This is a genomic window from Thermoflexus sp. (assembly GCF_040289485.1).
GTDB lineage: Bacteria > Chloroflexota > Anaerolineae > Thermoflexales > Thermoflexaceae > Thermoflexus.
In genome coordinates this window covers 1-20231 of record NZ_PSLG01000008.1, presented here as the reverse complement: position 1 = coordinate 20231, position 20231 = coordinate 1, and the positions used below count along the sequence as shown (strand labels likewise).

General features: G+C 69.8%; 17 protein-coding genes and 1 pseudogene. 2 read left to right on the top strand and 16 right to left on the bottom strand.

What is annotated here, in order from left to right:
• The 3 genes from C4313_RS02425 to C4313_RS02415 all read right to left on the bottom strand — a co-directional run.
• Positions 1-661, bottom strand: a 661-nt coding sequence (locus C4313_RS02425; protein WP_352428285.1) for a TadE/TadG family type IV pilus assembly protein, incomplete at its 3' end; no start/stop codon positions are given.
• 13 nt (positions 662-674) lie between these two features.
• Positions 675-2171 (bottom strand): TadE/TadG family type IV pilus assembly protein, encoded by a 1497-nt coding sequence (locus tag C4313_RS02420; RefSeq protein ID WP_352428284.1) that lies wholly within the window; start codon positions 2169-2171, stop codon positions 675-677.
• A 19-nt stretch (positions 2172-2190) separates the two neighbouring features.
• Positions 2191-2814, bottom strand: coding sequence for a TadE/TadG family type IV pilus assembly protein (locus C4313_RS02415; protein WP_352428283.1), 624 nt, complete (start codon positions 2812-2814; stop codon positions 2191-2193).
• Between the two features lie 173 nt (positions 2815-2987).
• On the opposite strand from C4313_RS02415, the gene C4313_RS02410 reads away from it, so the two are divergent.
• A complete protein-coding gene (locus C4313_RS02410; RefSeq protein WP_352428282.1) occupies positions 2988-4595 on the top strand; it encodes a G5 domain-containing protein in 1608 nt (535 codons plus the stop codon).
• A gap of 4 nt (positions 4596-4599) precedes the next feature.
• On the opposite strand, the gene C4313_RS02405 is transcribed toward C4313_RS02410, so the two are convergent.
• The 13 genes and pseudogenes from C4313_RS02405 to C4313_RS02345 form a co-directional block, all read right to left on the bottom strand.
• Positions 4600-6357 (bottom strand): alkaline phosphatase family protein, encoded by a 1758-nt coding sequence (locus tag C4313_RS02405; protein WP_352428281.1) that lies wholly within the window; start codon positions 6355-6357, stop codon positions 4600-4602.
• Between the two features lie 35 nt (positions 6358-6392).
• Positions 6393-7418, bottom strand: a complete 1026-nt coding sequence (locus C4313_RS02400) for a M50 family metallopeptidase (RefSeq protein ID WP_352428280.1) — start codon at positions 7416-7418, stop codon at positions 6393-6395.
• A 4-nt stretch (positions 7419-7422) separates the two neighbouring features.
• The gene (gltX, locus tag C4313_RS02395) at positions 7423-8907 is read right to left on the bottom strand and encodes a glutamate--tRNA ligase (RefSeq protein ID WP_352428279.1); all 1485 of its coding nucleotides are present in this window, start codon (positions 8905-8907) and stop codon (positions 7423-7425) included.
• Positions 8908-9157: 250 nt separating this feature from the next.
• On the bottom strand, positions 9158-10336 hold the full coding sequence (locus C4313_RS02390; protein WP_352428278.1) for a thiolase family protein: 1179 nt from the start codon (positions 10334-10336) through the stop codon (positions 9158-9160).
• A gap of 46 nt (positions 10337-10382) precedes the next feature.
• Positions 10383-12803: a 3-hydroxyacyl-CoA dehydrogenase/enoyl-CoA hydratase family protein gene (locus C4313_RS02385; RefSeq protein WP_352428277.1), complete on the bottom strand. Its 2421-nt coding sequence runs from the start codon at positions 12801-12803 to the stop codon at positions 10383-10385.
• 50 nt (positions 12804-12853) lie between these two features.
• Positions 12854-13699 carry an alpha/beta fold hydrolase gene (locus C4313_RS02380; RefSeq protein ID WP_352428276.1) on the bottom strand — a complete coding sequence of 282 codons (846 nt, stop codon included), beginning with the start codon at positions 13697-13699 and terminating at the stop codon, positions 12854-12856.
• Entirely contained in the window at positions 13696-14559 is an 864-nt protein-coding gene (locus C4313_RS02375; RefSeq protein ID WP_352428275.1) for an alpha/beta fold hydrolase, read from the bottom strand. Before C4313_RS02375 ends, C4313_RS02380 begins: the two co-directional genes overlap by 4 nt.
• A 40-nt stretch (positions 14560-14599) precedes the next feature.
• The gene (locus C4313_RS02370; RefSeq protein WP_352428274.1) at positions 14600-15397 is read right to left on the bottom strand and encodes an SDR family NAD(P)-dependent oxidoreductase; all 798 of its coding nucleotides are present in this window, start codon (positions 15395-15397) and stop codon (positions 14600-14602) included.
• A 35-nt stretch (positions 15398-15432) separates the two neighbouring features.
• Positions 15433-16689 (bottom strand): acyl-CoA dehydrogenase family protein, encoded by a 1257-nt coding sequence (locus tag C4313_RS02365; RefSeq protein WP_352428273.1) that lies wholly within the window; start codon positions 16687-16689, stop codon positions 15433-15435.
• 46 nt (positions 16690-16735) lie between these two features.
• Complete coding sequence (locus C4313_RS02360) at positions 16736-17827, bottom strand: acyl-CoA dehydrogenase family protein (protein WP_352428272.1); 1092 nt, start codon at positions 17825-17827, stop codon at positions 16736-16738.
• Positions 17828-17858: 31 nt separating this feature from the next.
• A complete protein-coding gene (locus tag C4313_RS02355) occupies positions 17859-17987 on the bottom strand; it encodes a hypothetical protein (RefSeq protein WP_352428271.1) in 129 nt (42 codons plus the stop codon).
• Between the two features lie 43 nt (positions 17988-18030).
• Positions 18031-18306, bottom strand: a pseudogene (locus C4313_RS02350) (AMP-binding protein); the annotation flags it as partial.
• Between the two features lie 26 nt (positions 18307-18332).
• Positions 18333-18884, bottom strand: coding sequence for an SCP2 sterol-binding domain-containing protein (locus C4313_RS02345; RefSeq protein ID WP_352428270.1), 552 nt, complete (start codon positions 18882-18884; stop codon positions 18333-18335).
• 233 nt (positions 18885-19117) lie between these two features.
• On the opposite strand from C4313_RS02345, the gene C4313_RS02340 reads away from it, so the two are divergent.
• The gene (locus C4313_RS02340; RefSeq protein ID WP_352428269.1) at positions 19118-20065 is read left to right on the top strand and encodes an AAA family ATPase; all 948 of its coding nucleotides are present in this window, start codon (positions 19118-19120) and stop codon (positions 20063-20065) included.
• The last annotated feature ends 166 nt before the right edge of the window (positions 20066-20231 follow it).

The following is a 20231-nucleotide window of genomic DNA, read 5'->3' as shown; positions in this document are numbered from 1 at the left end:
CGGTCGGCGTAGGCGTGGGGGTCGGGGTGGCCGAGGGCGTGGGGGTGGCGGAGGGCATCGGTGTGGGCGAAGGCGTCACCGGCGTGGGGGTGCGGGTCGGCAGGCTCAGGGTGGGCGGCAGCTCTCGGATGCGCACCGTCCGGAAGCGTTCGTTGATCACCTCCCGGCGGGCCACCAGGGGGATCCACGGGGCGATGGGGCGCAGCAGCGGTGTGATGATAGGATGGTTGAACCGCACCAGGATGACCACGCGGTCCCCGGGACCTCCGGCATCATCCTGCGGGAGGCAGCGTTCGTGGATGTCGTCGAACTGTGCTGCCCGCGAACTGCAGATCACGACGTGGTAGAAGCCGGCCTCCCCCGGGCCGGCGGAGGAGTTCACCAGCAGGCCGGCCATGATCTCCCGGGCCCGGTCGTAGGCCGACAGCAGGCGGGCCCGATCCTTGGTCGCGTCGTCGCTGCATCCGTCGGCTGTCCCTCCGGGGCAATAGGCGGGGTCGAACTGGCCCGTCGTGATATAGCGGGCCGCGGCGCGGGCGTTGTTCTCGATCGCCGCCCAGGCGTAGAACAGCCGTCCCAGTTCGATGACCACGAAGACCAGCAATAGGAAGACGGGGAGCGCCAGGGCGAACTCCACGACGGATTGGGCGCGCCGGAGCATGGAGGGCCTCCTTTCATCGGTTGAGGCGGGTGAAAATCCGCTCGGCGATGGTCAGGAAGATCCGCCGCAGTTGGTTCGCGTCAGGGGCGAAGAAGTAGTTGCTGCAGGGCTCCCCTCGAGGCTTCCAGACAGCCGCGGGCGAGAAGTAGTCCCCACGGACCAGACATGCCTTTCCTGGGTCCCCGTCGGTGATGTCCGCCACATAGCGCAGGAACTTCTCCCCGAGGTCGCGATCCCGCCCCCCGCCCGGCTTGACGTTCAGCTCGTGCAGGCGCCGGCCGTAACCGATGGTGAAAACGACCACGTTCATCCGCGCCAGGGCCTCTGCCTCGTCCAGGGCCATGTCCTCCGGATCGTAGGCTGGGCTGTTGGAAGGATGCCGGCTCTCGAAATCAGCGTCCTGGCACAGGGGGCGGTAATACGGATCTGGAGGCCAGTACCAGTAGGCCTTCGGGCACAGGCCGAATCGGCGCTCCATGAGGCCGCCGGTGTCCACCGGCATGGTGGCGTTGGGGGCGCCATCGCTCAGCAGCACCACTGCCCATAAGGCGTCCGGCCGCCCCTGAGTTCCCAGCAGGAACCGGGCGGCGGCCAGGGCCTCCTGCAGGTTGCTGCTCTGGCACGGCCGCGGATCCGCATCCGGCGCGGGGACATAGGGATAGGTCAGCCGACATCGCCCCGAGGTGCAGTCCATGCCGGCGCACGCTGTCCCGTCGGTTGGCCGTTGGGCCGCTGGCGGGTCGATGGCCGGGTCGTAGACCTGTAGGCCCCGGATGCGGTTCTGAACGGTGGTGAGGTCGACCCCATTCTGGAGGTCCAGATGGATGGTCGCCCGCCGGTCGAAGGAGACAACGGCCACCCGGTCGTAGGGTAAATACATGCGGCCGACCAGTTCCATGGCCGCGTCTTTCACCTGACGGAAGGGCTGGCAGGAGTCGGTGGGGTTGCAGAAGTGGGGCTTCTGCGGCGGCGCACACTCGGTCTCCGGCGTGGGGCTGCCGGGGATGCATGTGATCTCGCCCGGGTTGGGGAACACGGCGACCAGCGGCGTCTCATGGGCCATGGACTCCGAGTTGTCGATGATGAGCACCAGGTCGACGGACGCGGCCTCGCCGGTAGCGATCCCCCGCAGGTCCACCGCGTCCCAGCCCACGACCCGCAGGAAGGTGGTGGGCATACGGACGCCGGCGTCCACCCGCACCAGTTTGCGAGGCGGATCCGTGCACAGTTCCCCGGCGTAGGGGCCTGGACTGCTACAGGTATATACCTGGACCCACGTCACAGCGAAGCCCTGGGCCCTCAAGAAATCCTGGGCCGCCTGTCGAAGATCCGCGTCGCTGCGCCCCAGCCGGAACTGGGAGGCCGCGGCCAGGGCGGCGCCGTCCAGGGCGTGTTGCAGCTGGTGTCGGGCCTGGAACAAGCGCGCCCCATCTAGGGCCAGGCCGGCGAGGGCCAGCATGCCCACCAGCAGCAGGGCGGCGAGGATCATGATCTGACCGCTCCGACCCATGGGGATCCCTCCCGAACGGTTAAGGGAGCGTCACCGGCTCCGCGGCGGGCAACGGCATGGTGCTCACCGCATACATCGGGATGGGGTCCGGCAGCAGCCAGCGGAAGAGCCCCAGCCGATGGCGGTGGTGGTAATACACCTCCACGATCAGCACCCCCTTACTGGGCGGATGGCCCATGCGCTCCTTTATCGTGGCGTTCGAGAACCGGGAGGTCCGGTTACCGTAGCGGGACCACCCGTAGGGGCGGTTGCGGGGCAGCCGCCAGGCCAGGGCGCCATCCGATTGGATCCCGAAGGCGGAGATCACCAGATCGTCCCCCAGCGCGGGATCCAATCGGTAGGGCTGGAATGTCTGGTCGAAGAGGGTGGCGATCTGCTGGTAGAAATCCAGAGGGAAGGTGGGATCCGAGTCGCATGGGTTCGCCGGATCCCACACGTCGGCCCCGTTGCACGGATCCCCATCGGCGCCGAAACGGGCGGCCTCCCGCGTCGCGTCCTGCAGCGCCATGTAGCCAGCCAAGGCGAAGCCCAGCTCCGCCAGGCCGGCGATCAGCAGCACCAACAGGGGGAGGAAGAGGGTCAGTTCCGTGAGGCTTTGCCCCCGTCTCCCCAGCCATCCCCCGGCCCCTCCTGGTCGCCCCATGCGCGCTCTCCGAGCCATGCGTAACCTTTTGGCTTCTTATCCGGTTTACCCTATTTCCGCATAGAGCATTGATTTTGTCAAATCTCCGTCCCGCGTCTGAAGGACCAAACCGAGGTTCTCCCGCCCGGGAGGGCGGGTATGATGGGACCTGGAGCCGGAAGGTGAGGTGGGAGATGGTGGCATGGTTTGAACGATCGTTGCGTCTTCGAGGAGGCCAAGGAATCGGCGTCGGGCTCTTCCGACCTGGGGGGATTCTGCCGCGGGATTTCCCTCTACATGTTGGGGCTTGGGTCCTTTCCCTTATCCTGGTGGCCTGCCTGAGCCGGCCGATCCCCCTCACCGTGGTGGCCGATGGCCAGCGCCGCCAGATCCACGTCCGCGGCCCGACGGTCGGCGAGGCCCTGGCCCAGGCGGGGATCGCTCGCGGGGATCTGGATCGGGTCTCGCCCCCGGAGACGGTGCGGATCGCCCCGGGGATGGTCATCACGGTGACCCGGATCACCCAGACCCTGGAGGCCCATGAGATCCCTATCCCCTTCCCTCGCCAGATCGTGAAGGACGCACGTCTGGCCCCCGGGGAGACCCGTCTGATCCGCCGCGGGGAGCCCGGCCTGGAGCGGGTGGTCGTTCGGGTCACCTGGGCCGACGGCCGCCCGGTGGAGCGCCAGGAGGTCCGCCGGGAGCGCGTTCGGGAGCCGGTCCCCGAGATCGTCGCTGTCAGCCTGCTCGAGGAGGTGGCGACCACCCCGATCTCTGGCACCCTGGTCTTCCTGGCCCGCCGGGACGCCTGGGGGATGGCCGGGGAGAACACCCGCCTCCGGCGGCTGACAACGCTCGGCGATCTGGACGGCCGGGTCTTCGCCCTCTCCCCTGACGGCCAGGTCCTGTTGTTCTCGCGGGCGCCCGTGACGGCCTCCCGGGAGGTCCTCAACACCCTCTGGGGGATGGATCCCCATCAGGAGCCGGCGCGCCCGCAGCCGGCCGGCGTGTCCAACGTGCTGTGGCTGGGGTGGTCCCCCCGGGGGGAAGTCCTGGCCTTTACCACCGGCGAGCCCTCCCCGAGGCCCCCCGGGTGGCGGGCCCAGAACGACCTGTGGATCGGCCGCTGGGCGGGAGGCCGGATCGTGGCCCAATCGGTACTGTCTCCGACGGTGGGCGGCCCCGGCAGCGAATGGGGGATGACTTGGGCGTGGTCCCCCGACGGCCGGCGCCTCGCCTTCGGCCGGGCGGATGGGGTTGGCACGGTGGAGGTGGAAACGGGGCGGGTGACCTGGTGGATCACGTTCCCGGTTTATGCGGCCTCGGGCCCATGGGCCTGGGTGCCCGCTTTGGCCTGGTCTCCCGATGGCCGCCATCTGGCCGCCCTGGTCCACGGCCCACCCCGGGGGGCCGAACCGCCGGAGGCATCGACCCGCTTCGATCTATGGGTGATCTCGATGGCAGAGGGATGGGCGCGGCCGTTGATTGAGGACGTCGGAATGTGGGCGGGGATCCTCTGGACCCCCCAGGGGCTGGTCTTCGGTCAGGCCCGACAGCCGGAGGCCGGGGACGCCGCTCGCTATGACCTCTACATCGCCGATCACGACGGCAGCGATCGGCGGCGGCTGTTCCCACCGGAGGGGGAGGTGGGGTTCGGAGGCCCGCCGGACATGCTGCTGGCCCCCGACGGTCGGAGCCTGTTGGTCCGCTACCAGGGGGACCTCTTCCGCATCGATCTCCCCGCCGGGGGGATCCGACGCCTCACGGCCCAGGGGGACATTGCGGCCATGGCGTGGCGGTGAAGGCTCACCCTGCCGCTGTGGGTTCGGGCAGGGGCTTGCGGTGGTAGGTGTGGATCAGGAAGGCGTGGAAATCGCGGGCGTCACGCCAGTGGCGGGGGACGATGGGGGCTTGCGCGGGGAACAGCAGGAAGGCCATCTCCTGGGCGCCCCCCAGCCCGCCGTGGGTGCCCCGCTGGTCCTCGAAGGTCACCACCGTCTGCCCATCCCAGGCCCCCAGGAGGATCAGGTCACCGCCCTCGGGCATCCGGGCCAGGCGGGCCAGTTCCTCCCGGGCCTGCTCGGGGCTCAGCCACCGGCCCTCCGGAGCCATCCGCTCCGGGTCGGTCAGCGGGTCTTCGCCGTGCAGCCGGGGCTGGCCCTCGGGGCGCAGGACCCACGTCCCGCGCCGGCCCATGAGGAACACCGTCTCCCCTTCTCGCCCGATCACCAATCCGATCCCGGGGTGGGTGATCAGCGCCTCCAGGAGCCGCGGCCAGCGGGCGGCGATCGCGCGGAGCGGGAGGGGCTCCGGGGCGGTGGCGATGTAGAGGTGAGCCAGGGGCCCGGAAGCCCGCACCAACACATCGGCTGGCCGCCCGGCGGCGCCCGCGGGCATGCGGGGGGCCTGTCGCTGGACGTAGGCCCGGGCGGCCCGCACCATCTGGGCCCCTCGCGGGGAGAGGGAGCGCTCCAGCCCTCGCAGTTCGGCCATCAGGTGGCGCCAGGACTGCCAGCGCCGGTCGTCGGGCTCCGCCATCTCGTCGAGGACCACCTCCTGTTGGAGACAGGCCTGGACGAAGGCGCCTAGGGTCTGATGGAAACGGCGATGGAAGGGCTCGGCCGGCGTCATCCCATGGTCGGAGAAGACATAGAGGTCATAGGGCCGCTGGGCGAAGCGGGCCATGCGGTCGATCTCCCGCAGGTAGGCGTCCAACCGGCGCAGCGCCCGCAGCGCCACCGGGTGGTCCGGCCCATAGCGATGGGCGGCCTCATCGTAGAGCACATAGTTGGCGAAGAGGGGGGAGATCCCCCGGTGAAGGTCCATGCTGAGGCTGAAGGTAAGCAGTTCGTGGAGGAGGGCGTTGCCCAAGGAAAGAAAGGCGGTCCGGAACAGCCCCATGGGATCCCGGAGGAACAGCCACCCCGCCGCCCACGAACGGGCCCCATACCAGAGTTCGTCCGCCAGATCCCGGACCACCGTGCGGAGAACCCGCCAGATCCGCCCCGGGCTGAGCAGGATGAGCAGGAGGAGCCCCAGGCCGCGCATGCCGCCCAGCAGGCTGGGCAGCCCCATTCGGCTGATGGTGAACACAGTCCGCTGCGCGCCGCCGTCGAAGAGGCTGGCGTAGCAGGCGCCGCCGCGCAACAGGCCGCCGTTCCCGTTCCCCTGCAGCCGCGCGGCGACGTGGCGGACGTGATCGGGGCGCTTCATCACGATCCGCTCGCCGCGAGCCTTCTCATACCATCGGAACCCGGGGATCCCGTCCCGATGGCCGTAGAGGAGGGCGGCCGTCACCACCGGGGTGGTGGTGGGGAAGCCGGCGAACCATGGGGCGAGGTGGAAGCGCCCCTTGCGCAGTTGACGGGCCAGATAGGGCATGCGGCCCTCCCGCAGGGCCCGTTGCAGGTGGGGGAACGAGAGGCCGTCGATCTGGATGAGCACCAGGCCCCGCTCCAGGGTCGGCGGCCCGGCCGGGCGTCCCATCCGCCGGCTCAGGGACCGGAACTTCGCCCGGTAGAGCCCACCCCAGATCCGCTGTAGGATCTTCCCCAGGAACGCCATCGTGCCTCTCCTGCCCGGCCGGGGGATCTGGCGGCCTACGGCGCCTCCCGGAACATCGCCTCCACGCGTTCGCGGGGCAGCCAGCCGACCGGGCGGCCGTGATGCAGCAGCAGCAGTCCCTCCGCCACGCTGTGGCTGAGCCCATCCCATGCCGTGTCCAGCGAGATCCCCATCCCTGCCGTGGGCGGCGCTTCGCGCTGGAGAGCCCCGCGCCGCAGGGAGAGGACCTCCGACCAGCGGCCGGCGTTCTCCACGGGGAGGACCGGCTGCCCGGTGTGGGCCAGCAGGCGGCGGGCGGCCGTCATCGAGACCCGGTCGTTGATCGCCACCCGGAGGGGGATCCGGTGAGCGGCCGCGGGGACCGCCCGCAGCCGCTCCCGCTGGTGCAGCCGCCGGGCCTCCTGCAGCGTCTGGCCGGACAGCCACATGGCCAGGGTCATCGTCACCAGCCCCCCGGGATCCTGGTGAAGGAACTGCCAGGCCGCCAGGCTTCCCATCCCCATCGCCCCGGCCTGCCCCACGCGGAGGGCCAGCCGGGTCCCTCGATCCTCCCTCAACCCTAGGGCCAGCAGGCCGCGCAGGATCCGCCCGCCGTCCATGGGGAAGACCGGCATCAAATTGAAGAGCCCGAGTAAGGCGTTCACCCATCCCGCGGCCCGCAGCGCCTCCGAGGTGATCCCATCGGCGTCGGGGGCGATGCCCAGGAGGTGGATCCCGGCGGCCAGCAACAGGTTCACCCCGGGCCCGGCCAGGGCGATGATCAGCTCGGCCCCGAAGCGGGCCGGGGGCAGGCGGATCATGGTGAAGCCGCCCAGGGGCCAGAGGACCACCTCGGTGACCGGGAGGCCCAGCAGGCGGGCTGCCAGGAGGTGGCCCAGTTCGTGGATCAGGACCGCCCCGAACAGCATGCCCCACCACAGGCCCTGGCGGAGGGCCGCGCGCCCGCCCGCCAACGCCCCCGCGCCCAGAAGGGCCATGGCCAGTAACGCCAGCAGGGTCCAGTGCACCCGGACGGGCACACCGGCGACAGTGAGCAACGGGAACGCGGATCGCCGCGCCATCGCCTTATCCGGCAAGGGCCTCCAGCCGCCGGAGGGCCTGTTCCAGTCGGCGCAGGGTTCGCTCCCGGCCCAGGAGGGCGATGGACTCAAAGAGAGGCGGGGTCACCCGCCGGCCGGTCACGGCCACCCGGACCGCCATAAACAGGGTGCTGGTTTTCACCCCCAGGCGCTCCGCCAGCCCGCGCATCGCCCCTTCGACGGCCTCGGCGGTGAAGGTGGGGAGGGCCTCCAGGGCCTCCCGGGCGGCGGCGAGCCATGCGCGGACCTCGAAGGGCGTCGCCCCCTTGGGCACCAGGTCCGCGAGAGGGGGCTGGACCTCCTCTTTCCACAGGAATTCGAGCATCTCCGCCCCCTCCCGGAGGGTTCGGATCCGCTCCCGGATGAGGGGGATGGCCCGCCCCAGTGTCTCCCGATCCGGCCGGATCCCCAGGGCTTCCAGATACGGCAGGAGGCGTTCCGCCAGGGCCTCGGGGGTCAGGCGCCGGATGTAGACGCCGTTCATCCACTCCAGTTTCTCGTAGTTGAAGGCTGCCGGCTTCGGGTTGATGCCGGAGATGTCGAATTTCTCGATCAGTTCCTCGAGGGTGAACAGTTCGGTTTTGTCGTCGTAGGCCCACCCGGTCAGCGCCAGGAAGTTCACCAGGGCCTCCGGGAGGTAGCCCTCCTCCCGGAAATCCCGGACGAAGACCGCTGTCTCCCAACGCCCTTGCTCCTGGAGGACGCGCTTGCTCATCTTCCCCTTGCCGGTGGGGCTGAGGATGATGGGCAGGTGGGCGAACTGAGGGGGGTCCCAGCCGAAGGCGCGGTAGAGCAGGATGTGGCGGGGCGTGCTGGGGATCCACTCGTCGGCCCGCAGCACATGGGTGATGCGCATGAGGTGATCGTCCACCACGTTGGCCAGGTGATAGGTGGGGTAGCCGTCGGACTTGAGGAGCACGAAGTCGTCCTGGACGCGGTTCTGCACCGAGATCTCGCCGTGGACCAGGTCGTAGAACGTGGTGGTCCCTTCCAGAGGGACCTTCAGCCGGATGACGTAGGGCTCGCCGGCCGCGGCCCGGCGCTGGGCCTCCTCCGGCGAGACGTTGTAGCGGCAGAAGCGGTCGTAGCCGGTGGGCTGCTTGCGGGCCTCCTGTTCCCGGCGCAGGCGCTCCAGGCGTTCCTCGGAGCAGAAGCAGTAATAGGCGTGGCCCTGCTCGACGAGGCGGTGGGCGTGCTCCCGGTAGATCTCCAGGCGCTGGGATTGGATGTAGGGCCCGTAGGGGCCGCCGACCTCCGGCCCCTCGTCCCAGAGCAGGCCCAGCCAGCGCAGAGAATCCAGGATGTCCTCCAGGGCGCCGGGCACCAGCCGTTTGCGATCGGTGTCCTCAATGCGCAGGATGAAGCGGCCGCCGTGATGACGGGCAAAGAGCCAGTTGAACAGCGCGGTGCGCGCCCCCCCCACGTGGAGGAAGCCCGTCGGGCTGGGGGCGAAACGGACGCGAACGCTCATCCCAGTCCTGCTCCTTCCGGCGAAGGTGGTTCCCTTCGGTTCATTCTATACCGCTTCTGGATCCACCGGGGAACGGAAAACCGCTCCGGGCCATCGCCTCGTCCTTTTACTTGCCCGCATGTTCTTCCAGCGCAAGGCCCTCCCGGGGACCCTGGGGGGGAAGGGCTGGGCCCATCGGGGTCGTTGGTGGGGCGCCCCATCCCCAGGGCGGCCAGCCCTTCATCGCCGGGGGTTGGGGGGGCGGGCGGCCTCAGAGCATCTCGAAGATGCCGGCGGCGCCCATGCCGCCGCCGACGCACATGGTGACCATGCCGTAGCGGCCGCCGCGCCGTCGCAGTTCGTGGAGGATCTGGACGGTGAGTTTGGCCCCGGTGCAGCCCAGGGGGTGACCCAGGGCGATGGCCCCGCCGTTGACGTTGACCCGCTCGAGGTCCATTTCCAACTGACGGATGACGGCCAGGGCCTGGGCGGCGAAGGCCTCGTTGAGTTCGATGAGGTCGATGTCCTCCAGCCGGAGCCCGGCCTGGCGCAGGGCCTTGGGGATCGCCTCCACCGGGCCGATGCCGAACAGGTCGGGGGGGACCCCGGCCACGGCGAAGGACACGAAGCGGGCGATGGGCTTCAGCCCCAGGGCCTCGGCCCGCTCCCGCGCCATCACCACCACCGCCGCGGCCCCGTCGCTCATTTGGGAGGAGTTCCCTGCCGTGACCACGCCGCTGTTCTTGAAGGCGGGGGGCAGCCGGGAGAGGGCCTCCATGGAGGTGTCCCGCCGCGGACCCTCATCGGTGTCGAAGATCACCTGGCGGCGCACCGCCTCGCCGTCCTCGACGCGCTCGACCACCTCCACCTCCAGGGGGACGATCTCCTCCCGGAACTTGCCGGCGTCGATGGCGGCGATGGCCCGCTGGTGGCTGCGCAGGGAGAAGGCGTCGGCGTCCTCGCGGGAGATGCCGAACTTCTCCGCCAGCCGTTCGGTGCCCAGCCCCATGCTGATGAACACCTCCGGCCAGACGACGGCCAGGTCGGGGTCCGGCCGCAGGGTGAAGCCGGTCATAGGGACCATGGACATGGACTCCACCCCGCCGGCGATGACGATATCGGCCCCGCCGGTCATGATCCGCTCGGCGGCCAGGGCGATGGCCTGGAGGCCGGAGGAGCAGAATCGGTTGATGGTCATGGCGGGCACGCTGACCGGCAGCCCGGCCTTCAGGGCGGCGATCCGGGCGATGTTCAGCCCCTGCTGCCCCTCCGGCATGGCGCAGCCCAGGATCACGTCGTCGACCATCGCCGGCTCCACCCCGGGGGCGCGGCGCAGGGCCTCGGCGATGGCCGCCGCCGCCATGGTCTCCGGCCGCACCGTCCGCAACGTCCCTTTCCGGGCCTTCCCTACTGCTGTCCGCACGCCGGAAACGATCACCGCCTCGCGCATCGGAGACCTCCTTCACAGGATGCCCCGCGGTCGGGGCCCGTCCTTCTCAGTTCCGCAGGATCTTCCCTGTCTGCAGGAAATGCCAGATGCGCTCCTGGGTCTTGGGCTCACCGCACAGCGAGAGGAAGGCCTCGCGCTCCAGGTCCAGGAAGTGCTCCTCTTCCACCCACATGGGCTCGGGGTGGTCGCCGCCGCACAGCACATAGGCCAGTTTCTCGCCGATCTTGGCGTCGTGCTCGCTGATGTAGCGGGCCTCCCGCAACTGCCAGACGCCGATGCGCAGGGCGGCCAGGAGGTCGCGGCCAGCGGCGTAGAGCCGGGCCTTTAGCGGCGGCCGGTAGCCGGACTCCGCCAGATGCAACACCTCCCGCTTGGCCTCGGCGATCAGGAAGTCCGGGTTCATCACGATGCGATCCCCCTCCGAGAGGAAGCCGAGGGCCCGCCCCTCCTCGGCGCTGGTAGCCACCTTCGCCATGCCGATGGTCTCGAAGATGTGCCGCAGAAAGGGGAGGGGGTCGGCGTTCTCCGTCTGCATGGCCGGGGTGAGGACGCGGCGGACCATCTCCTTGCAGCCGCCGCCGGCTGGGATGAGGCCCACGCCGACCTCCACCAGGCCGATGTAGGTCTCGGCCGAGGCCACCATGCGGGCCCCGTGCATGGCCACCTCGGCGCCGCCGCCCAGGGTCATGCCAAAGGGGGCGGTGACGATGGGCTTATGGAAGTAGCGCATGGTCAGCATCAGGTTCTGCATCGCCCGGACGCCCTGTTCGATGGCCTCGAACATCCCCTGCTGGGCGGAGACGGCGATGACGAAGACGTTGGCCCCGGCACAGAAATGCTCCCCCTGGTTGCCGATCACCATCCCCGCCCAGTCCTCCCGGTCCAGCCGCTCCAGCGCCCGCTGCATCATGGCGAAGATGTCAGGGTCCAGGGCGTTGGCCTTGGTGTGGAACTCCAGGCACAGCACCCCCTCCCCCAGGTCGATCAGGCTGGCGCTGGGGTTGCGCTCCAGGACGCGCCCCGCCCGCCGGAGGTCCTGGAGGACGATCCCGCGGGGATGGGGGATCAGGGGGCGATACGTTCGGGTCCGGAAGTCGTAATAGCCGACGGCCCGGCCGTTCTCATACTGGTAGAAGGTGCGGTGGCCGGCGGCCAGAAACTCCCGTACCCACTCCGCCAGCGGCCACCCGGCCGCCTCGATGCGGGCGGCGGTCTCCGCCACCCCCAGGGCGTCCCACGTCTCGAAGGGCCCCAGTTCGTAGTTGAAGCCCCACCGGATGGCGTTGTCGATGGCGACGATGTCGTCGGCCACCTCGGGGGCCACGTAGGCGGCGTAGGCCAGGTAGAAATCCAGGATGGACCGGACGAACTGGCCGGCGCGGTCCTCCTGGGCGACCATGAAGCGGAGCCGCTCGCGCAGGTCTTCGATCTTCAAGGCCCGGCCCACCGAATCCCAGCGCGGCTTCTTCGGCGGCTCGTGTTCCAGGGTCTCCAGATTGAGGGGCCAGTATTGGGTCCCCTCGGGGGTCTCCACTTTCTTGTAGAACCCCTGGCCGGCCTTGTTGCCGAGCCAGCCCCGCTCCACCATGGCCGCCATCACGGCGTTCATCCGCGAATCCCGCACCAGAGCCACGAAGGGGTCATGGCGGAGGGCGTCCATGCTGTGCCGGCCTACGTAGGCGGCCACGTCCAAGCCCACCAGGTCCAGCAGGCGGAAGTGGGCCGTCTTGGGCCGGCCGATCAGCGGCCCGGCCAGGGCGTCCACCTCCTCCACCGTGTAGCCGTGCTCCAGGGCGTATCGGCCGATGAAGGCCCCTGCGATGAAGCCGATGCGGTTGGCGATGAAGTTGGGGGTGTCCTTGGCGCGCACCACCCGCTTGCCCAGCCGGACCTCCAGCACGCGCTCCAGGGCGTCCAGGACCTCGGGGCGGGTGGCGGGGCCGGGGATCAGTTCCACCAGTTTCAGGTAGCGTGGGGGGTTGAAGAAGTGGGTGCCGGCGAAGTGGGCCAGGAACTCCGGGGAGCGGCCGGCCCCGATCTCCCGCAGGGGGAGGCCGGAGGTGTTGGTGGTGACGATGGCCTTGGGCCGGCGCACTGCCTCGATGCGGGCCATCACCTCCTGCTTCACCGCCAGGTCCTCCACCACCGCCTCGATGATCCAATCGGCCTCCCGCAGGCGGTCCCAGTGGTCCTCGGTGTTCCCGGTCCGGATCCGCCGGGCCATGTCCTCGGTGAAGAAGGCGGCCGGCCGCGCCTTCTTCGCCCGCTCCAAGCCGGCGTTCACGATGCGGTTGCGCACCACCGGGTGCTCCAGCGTCAGGCCCTTCGCGGCCTCCTCCGGTGTCAGCGTCTTCGGCGGGATGTCCAGGAGGTCCACCTGGAAGCCCGCGTTGGCCAGATGGGCCGCGATGGCCGCGCCCATCGTCCCTGCTCCGATCACCGCAACCCGACGGATGGTGTAGGCCATGGCATCCTCCACGATGCGGATGTTCCCAGGTTCGCCCCCGCGATCCGCCGCTACCCGCCGAGCCCGGCCAGCCACCCCCGGATGGCCTGCGCTGTCTCCTCAGGGTGCTCCATGGGGAAAAGGTGGCTCCCGGGCAGGGTTCGGAAATCGGCCCGCGGCTGCAGCCGACGGAACCGGGCCTCGTCCCTCGCGGTGAAGGTGTCGCTGGCGGATCCCCGCAGGACCAGGACGGGAAGCGGGATGTGCGGGACGAAACGCCAGGCGTCGTGCGGGACGTTCACAAAGATGTGGACTTCCCATTCGGGAGGGTAGGCCAGGACGACGGAGCCGTCGCCGGCGGGCCGCAGCCCCTCTGCGAGATAGCCCTCGAAGGCCTGCGGATGCCAGGCGGCGAACAGCGGCCGGGCCCTCAGGTGGGCCGCTGCCGCCTCCCGGCTCGGCCAGGAGCGCCGCCGCCGCCGGGCCCGGCGGGCCAGCGGATGCAACCGCGGGCCCAGCCCCAGGGCCCGGAGGATCCGGAACAGGGCCAGCACCTTCGGGTCCATCAGGACGGGGTCCATCAGGACGAGGGCCCGGAAGCGGTCGGGGCGCCGGACGGCGGCGACCATGGTGATCACCCCGCCCATGGAGTGGCCGATCCCGATGACCTCCCGCCAGCCCAGGGCCTCGAAGGCCTGGAGCAGATCCTCCGCCAGCGTGTACCAGGTCACCCCGCGCCGAGGGGGTTGGTGGTCGTCGGGCCATAGAGGCCGGGGCAGCACGCTGACCCTCCGCCCGAGGTCCGTCAGCGCCTCCATCAGGGGGCGATAGCAGCCCGGCGGGAAGCCGTTGGCCACCGCCAGGTGGATCGGCCGCCCTTCCCCCCCGAAGGTGCGTACCCGCTGGGCCCAGTTCACCCCAACACCTCCTCCACGAACGCCCGGACGATCCGGTCCCGTTCCGCATGATAGCCGAGGACGATGGTGTAGTGGGTGGTCCCGGGGACCTCCACGATCCGCACCTGGGGGACGACCTCCCGCAGCAGGTGCTCCTCCGCCTCGGTGAAGTAGCGGTCGTGGGGCCCGAAGGTGCCCACGGGGGCCTTCAGCAAAAGGGCCGGGCAGCGGATCCGCCCCGCGTATCCGCGCAGCCGATCGTTCCAGATGGCCCCCAGCTCGGCGGCCTCTTTCATCCCCAGGCGGGCGGGGAACTTCATCCGGACCCGGCCGTCGGGCTCCCGGATCAGGCCGGCCTCCAGGATGGGGAGCAGGCGTTCGTCGAAGGGCTGGAGGAACGGCATGGCCCGTACCCGTTCGCGGAAGGCCTCCAGGGAGGGCAGTTCCTCCAACCGGGCGTTGAGGACCTGGGCCAGGGACTCCGAGAAGGCCCGCGCCGGGAGGGGCCCCCCGTCGAAGAGGAGGAGGCCCCGCACCCGCTCCGGTTGCTCGGCGGCGACCGCCAGGGAGAGGATAGCCCCCAGGGAGTGGCCCATCAAGAGGGCCCCCTCTGGGGCCAGCGCCTCCAGGACCGCCGCGATGTCCCGCAGGTGCGCTTCCAGGCCGTAGGCGGCCTCGTCGCTGGGCCCTTCGCTCCCCCCACGCCCCCGCAAGTCCATCCCCAGCACCCGATACGGCGGGTTCAGGGCAGGGATCAGGGGCAGGAAGGTCTCCGCGTAGCCGGTCAGGCCGTGGAGGGCCAGCAGGGTGCCCTTCTCTCCGGGCCACTCCAGGACCCGCAGGCGGACCTCCGCCGGAACGAAATGGATGCGCGGCGGCATCGCTCATCCTCTGGGGGAGAATGGAGTCAGTGCCCGCCCCTTATGCCAGCCCGCCGGTCAGCGAGAGCCCGCCGTCCACCACGAAGACCGCGCCGGTGATGTAATCGGCGGCGGGGGAGACCAGGAAGAGGGCGAGGCGGGCCACGTCCTCCGGCTCCCCGAAGCGCCCCTGGGGGATGGCCTGCAGGAGGCGGCGGGCGATCTCCGGCGTGTCCCACAGGACCTGGCTGAAGCGCGTGCGGACGACGCCGGGGGCGATGGCGTTGACCTGGATGTTGTCCGGCGCCAGTTCCAGGGCCAGCAGTTGCGTGAGCATGAGCACCCCCGCCTTGGAGACCCCATAAAGGCCCATCCCGGGGGCCGGCCGCAGGCCGGCCACCGAGGCGATGTTGAGGATCTTGCCCCGCCGTTGGGCCCGCATCACCGGGGCCACCGCCTTGGCCACCCGCCAGTAACCGACCAGGTTGACGTCGAGGATCTTCTGCCACTGGCCCTCGTCGGCCGCCAAGGTGGGGCCGAAGTGGGGGTTGGTGGCCGCGTTGTTGATCGCGATGTCGATGCGGCCGAAGGCCCTCACCGCCTCGGCCACCAGGGCCTCCACCTCGGCCATCCGGCCGGTGTGGGCGGGGAGGGCCAGGACCTCCCCGCCCAGGGCGCGGATCTCCTCAGCCACCGGCGCCAGGTTCTCCGCCTGGCGGCTGGCGAGGACCAGGCGGGCGCCGGACCGGGCGAGGGCGAGGGCGATGGCCCGGCCGATACCCCGCGACGCGCCGGTGACCAGCGCCACCTGTCCTCGCAGATCCACCCGGATCGTCAGGTCCGCTTCCTCAGGGCCCATCTTGGTCCACCGCCCCTCGCTGCCGGGCCCGGGGCTCACTTCAGTTCCCGGCTGGTGAGGCCCAGGACGCGGCGGGCGACGATGAGGGTGTTGATCTGGCCGGTGCCCTCGTAGAGATCGTTGATCTTGGCGTCCCGCATCCACTTCTCCACCAGGTAGCGGGTGGAGTAGCCCAGCGGACCCAGGAGCTCCACGGCCTTGTAGGTGATCCAGGTCACCGCTTTGCCGGCCTTCACCTTGGCCATGGAGGCCTCCAAGGCGTTGGGCAGCCCCTGGTCCAGCATCCAGCCCGCCCGCAGGGTGAGCAGCCAGGCTGCCTTGTGCATGATCTCCATATCGATGACGTCGCGCTCCACCGCGGTCAGTTCATGGCGCGGCAGGCCGTAGCGGATGCGCACGCCCTCCTTCTCCAGGACCTCCTTGGTGAACTCGATGGCGGCGCGGGCGATGCCCAGGGCTCCGGCCGCCACCACCGGCCGGGAGGCGTCGAAGGTCACCATCACCCCCTTGAACCCCTCCGCCCGCGTGGTGTCCAGGATCTCCGGGCTGCCCAGGATGTTGTCCAGCGGGATGCGGGCGTTGTCAAAGCGGATGGCCGCCGTGTCGCTGGCCCGGATGCCCATTTTGTGCTCCCGCTTGGTGATGCTCACCCCGGGGGTCCCCGCCTCCACGACGAAGGGCTTGATCCCGGCCCGCCCCGCGGTTTTGTCGATGGTGGCCCACACCACAACGATCCCATCGGAGGCCTCCAGGGCCAGGTAGCCGTTGGTGATGAAGATCTTCTCGCCGTTCAACACCCAGTGGCCGTCCTCACGCTTGGCCGTGGTCTGGATGGCCGACACGTCCGAGCCGGCCCCGGGCTCCGTCACCGCCATGGCCCCCCACTTGGGGCCGCCCTCGGTGAAGCGCTTGAGGAAGCGGACCTTCTGCTCAGGCGTGCCCACCGCGTTGATGGAGTAGCCGGCCAGCCCCGGCCCAGGCATACAGAGGTAAAGTCCGGCGTCCCCCCAGGTGAGCATCTCCACCAGGAAGATCATGCGCAGGTTGTCGTAGCGCGGACCCTCCCGCTTCTTCTCCGGCGGCGGCTCCCCAGCCAGTTGCCGCTCCGCCCGCCGCACGATCCGGGCCCAGTCCTGCTGCACGATGGGCCACATGGTGTTGACGAAGTCCCACGGGATCTCGTGCTCGTGCTCGTCGTAGTAGCGGGCGTTGGGCCGCATCAGTTGCTCGGCCACCATCCGCGCCATCTCCAGTTGCTGTCGGATCTCCTCCGGCATCTCAAAACTGATCATCAGCCACCTCCCCGCTCGGCGAGGGTGGGGGCCTCGGGCCGCCCCCTCAGACCATCACCAGCCCTTCCAGGATCGGAAGGCCCCGGGCGTTGCGCAGCCACATCTCCACGGGGTGGTCCCGGATGTAGCCGTGGCCGCCCAAGGTCTGCACCGCCCCGTCGGCCACCCGCAGGGCCATGTCGTCGGCGAAGAGCTTGGCCAGGTAGCTCTCGCGGGCCGCGTCCTCCCCACGATCCAGTTTCCACGCCGCCTCCCAGACCATCAGCCGGGCGGCGTCGATGTCGATGGCCATCTCGGCGATCATGAAGGCGATGGCCTGGCGGTGGGCGATGGGCTCTCCGAACTGGACCCGCTGCTTGGCGTAGTCCCGGGCGTATTCGAAGGCGCCCCGGGCCAGCCCCACGGCCATGGCCGCCAGGGCCACCCGCGAGCGCTCCAGAAGCCGGGCCATGTCGATCCCAACCTCCCCCCCGACCTTGTGGCAGGCCGGGACGCGGCAGCCGGCCAGTTCGACCTCATACGTCGGCAGCGCCTGGATCCCGGCGTAGCGATCCCGCTCCCGCACCACCAGTCCCGGTGCGCCCCGCTCCACCAGGAAGGCCTGGGTCGTCCCTCCCTCGTCGGCGTAGACCAGCAGCAGCTCCGCCTCGGGGCCGAAGGGGACGGCGATCTTGGTCCCCTGGAGGACGTAGTCCTCTCCCTCCCGGTGGGCGGTGGTGGCCAGCTGGAACGGGTTGAACCGGAAGGCGGGCTCGAGGAGGGCCGCGGCCGCCTTGACAAAGGACTCCCCGCAGAAGCGGGGGAGGAAGTCCTTCTTCTGCGCCTCGGTGCCGTAGAGCAGGAGGGGCATGGCCACCGCTGTCGGGGCCATCAGGTAGAGGGCCAGGGTGAGGTCCCCCCATCCCAGTTCCTCCAGCGCCAGGGCCATGGTCAGGGCGGAGGGCTCCCCGAAGCCCCCGTAGGCCTCCGGGATGTTGCTGGGGAGCAGCCCCAGAGACCAGCCCCGGGCGATGACGTCCTCCGGGACCTGGCCAGTCTCATCGCTCTCCCGGGCCACCCGGCGCAGATGCTCCTCCGCGAAGGCCCGGGCGGTCTGGATCAGCATCTTCTGTTCGTCCGTCGGCTCGAACGAGATCATGGCCGCCACCTCCTCTGCCCCAGATCCGCATTCACTCCCGCAGCGCCCGCAGCCCGATCAGCAGGGTGAAATCCCCCTCCCAGCGCAGTTTCCCGGTGGCGAAGGCGACCTGCCCGTCCAGTTCTCCCCGCTGCAGCGAACGGTAGTCCGTGGTCGCCATGCGCAGGGTTGAGGGGAACCACCACGGCGCCGAGGCGGAGGATGGCATAGAAGGCGATGAGGAACTGGGGACAGTTGGGGAGCATCAGCCCCACCCGGTCGCCCGGGCGGATCCCCAGGGCGTCCAGGGCCGTGGCCAGACGGAGGGATTGGGACCGGAGATCGCGGTAGGAGAGCGTCGCACCATAGAAGATCGTGGCCGTCCGCTCTCCATACTGATTGGCGGCGAAATCCAGGAGGGCGCTCAGCGGCTGCCGCGGGTAGGTCAGCGACCGCGGCACCCAGAAGTCATAGAACCGGTGCCATCGCCGCTCCTCCATGGCCCCCTCCCCCCGCCGACAGGGGGTCAACCGGTGCGGAAGAACGAGGTGAGGCGCGTGGCCAACATCATGTTCCCGCTCACCCTAAGCTTCCCGCTCATAAACGCCTTCATGGCGTCCAGCCGGCCGGTGGCGATGTCCACGAAATCCTGGGCCGCCATGGTCAGGGTGACGTCGGCCTTCTCGGCCTTCCCTTCGTGGACCGTGCAGGTGCCCTCGGCGATCATCACATACCAGTCGCCGCCCCCCTCTCCGGTCAGCGTATACTGAATGGTGGCGTTCACCCCCTGGGCCTTGTCCGGCTGGAAGGCCTCCGGCAGCCGCAAGATCAGGTCCCGCGCCGTCAGCTCGCTCATGGCGACCTCCTGGTGCGGATGGGATGAGGAGGAAGGACCCGGCCGGGACGGCCGGATCCATTCCCAAAGACAACGCAACAGATGAACCTCGTCGGCGAAAGGCCGGGTCTCCCCGGAGCGAAGGTCCGAGACCTCCCCCCGCAGCCGGCCCGCCGTGCGGGTCTCCTCCAACCAGACCCGCACCACAAACGACGCCGACCGCGGCCGCCCTCGCCCAACCATCGATCCGCCCGCCCTCCACCGTTTGCCTTCAGGTTATCGAAAGGATGTTCAGATCCAGTTCAGAGCCGGGAAAGGCGGTTCGCCCATGTTGTGAAATTTGGAGCAAGAAGGGGTTCCTTCTCAGCGCCCTGGGCGGCCCCATGTTGACGGGGACCCCGTCGGTTTTTAGAATGGCGGTAAGCCGATGTGGGCGTCGGGGGGCGGGCAGCACCCCCCGATCCGAGGAGGGGCCTATGGTTTCCGCGATCGACGAGGTGAAGCAGCGGCTGGCGGCCCAGGGCTACATCGCCTCCGATGAGATCGCCACCACCGTCTTCCTCGCCGAACGCCTGGGCAAGCCGGTGCTGGTCGAAGGGCCGGCGGGCGTGGGCAAAACGGAACTGGCCAAGGCCTGGGCGGCGGCCACCGGCCGGCCGCTGATCCGCCTGCAGTGCTACGAAGGGCTCGATGAGACCAAGGCCCTCTACGAGTGGGAATACGCCAAGCAGATGCTCTACACCCAGTTGCTCCGCGACAAACTCAACGCGGTGCTCGCCGACGCCGCCACCCTGCGAGAGGCGGCGGACCGCATCGCCCAGGAGGAGGACGTCTTCTTCTCCCTGCGGTTCCTGCTGCCCCGTCCGCTGCTCAAGGCCATCCTTTCCGAGGAGCCGGTGGTCCTGCTCATCGATGAAATCGACCGGGCGGACGCGGAGTTCGAGGCCTTCCTCCTCGAGGTGCTCAGCGACTTCCAGGTGAGCGTGCCCGAACTGGGCACCCTGCGGGCCAAGCACACCCCCCTCGTCTTCCTCACCAGCAACAACACCCGGGAGTTGAGCGAGGCCCTCAAGCGGCGCTGCCTCTATTTGTTCATCGACTACCCCACGCTGGAGCAGGAACTGGCCATCGTGCGCCGGAAGGTGCCGGAACTGGCGCCCCAGTTGGCCCGGCAGGCGGTGGAACTGGTGCAGCGGCTCCGGCGCCTGGACCTCAAGAAGCAGCCCAGCATCAGCGAGACGTTGGACTGGGCGCGGGCGCTGGTGGCCCTGAACGCCCAGCACCTGGACCGCCAGACGCTGGAGAGCACCTTAGCGGTCCTTTTGAAGCACGAGGCGGATCTCCAGCGGGGGCGTCGCCTCCTCGGGGGGGATGAGGAACCCCGGCGGCCCCGCCCCCTCCCCCGCTGGGGCGTCGACGCCTAGCCGCTTTTCCTTTCCGGGTCTTCGCCCGCGGCGACCGGGGTGTGCGCGCGGGTGGTGCGGGCGGTGGAGGAGTGCAGCGGGGAAGGCACTTTCTTCTGAGCAATGAATGGTTGGCTCACACTGCATGAAGCCGACAGCGGGCTGCGCCCGCTGAGAACATGCGCTG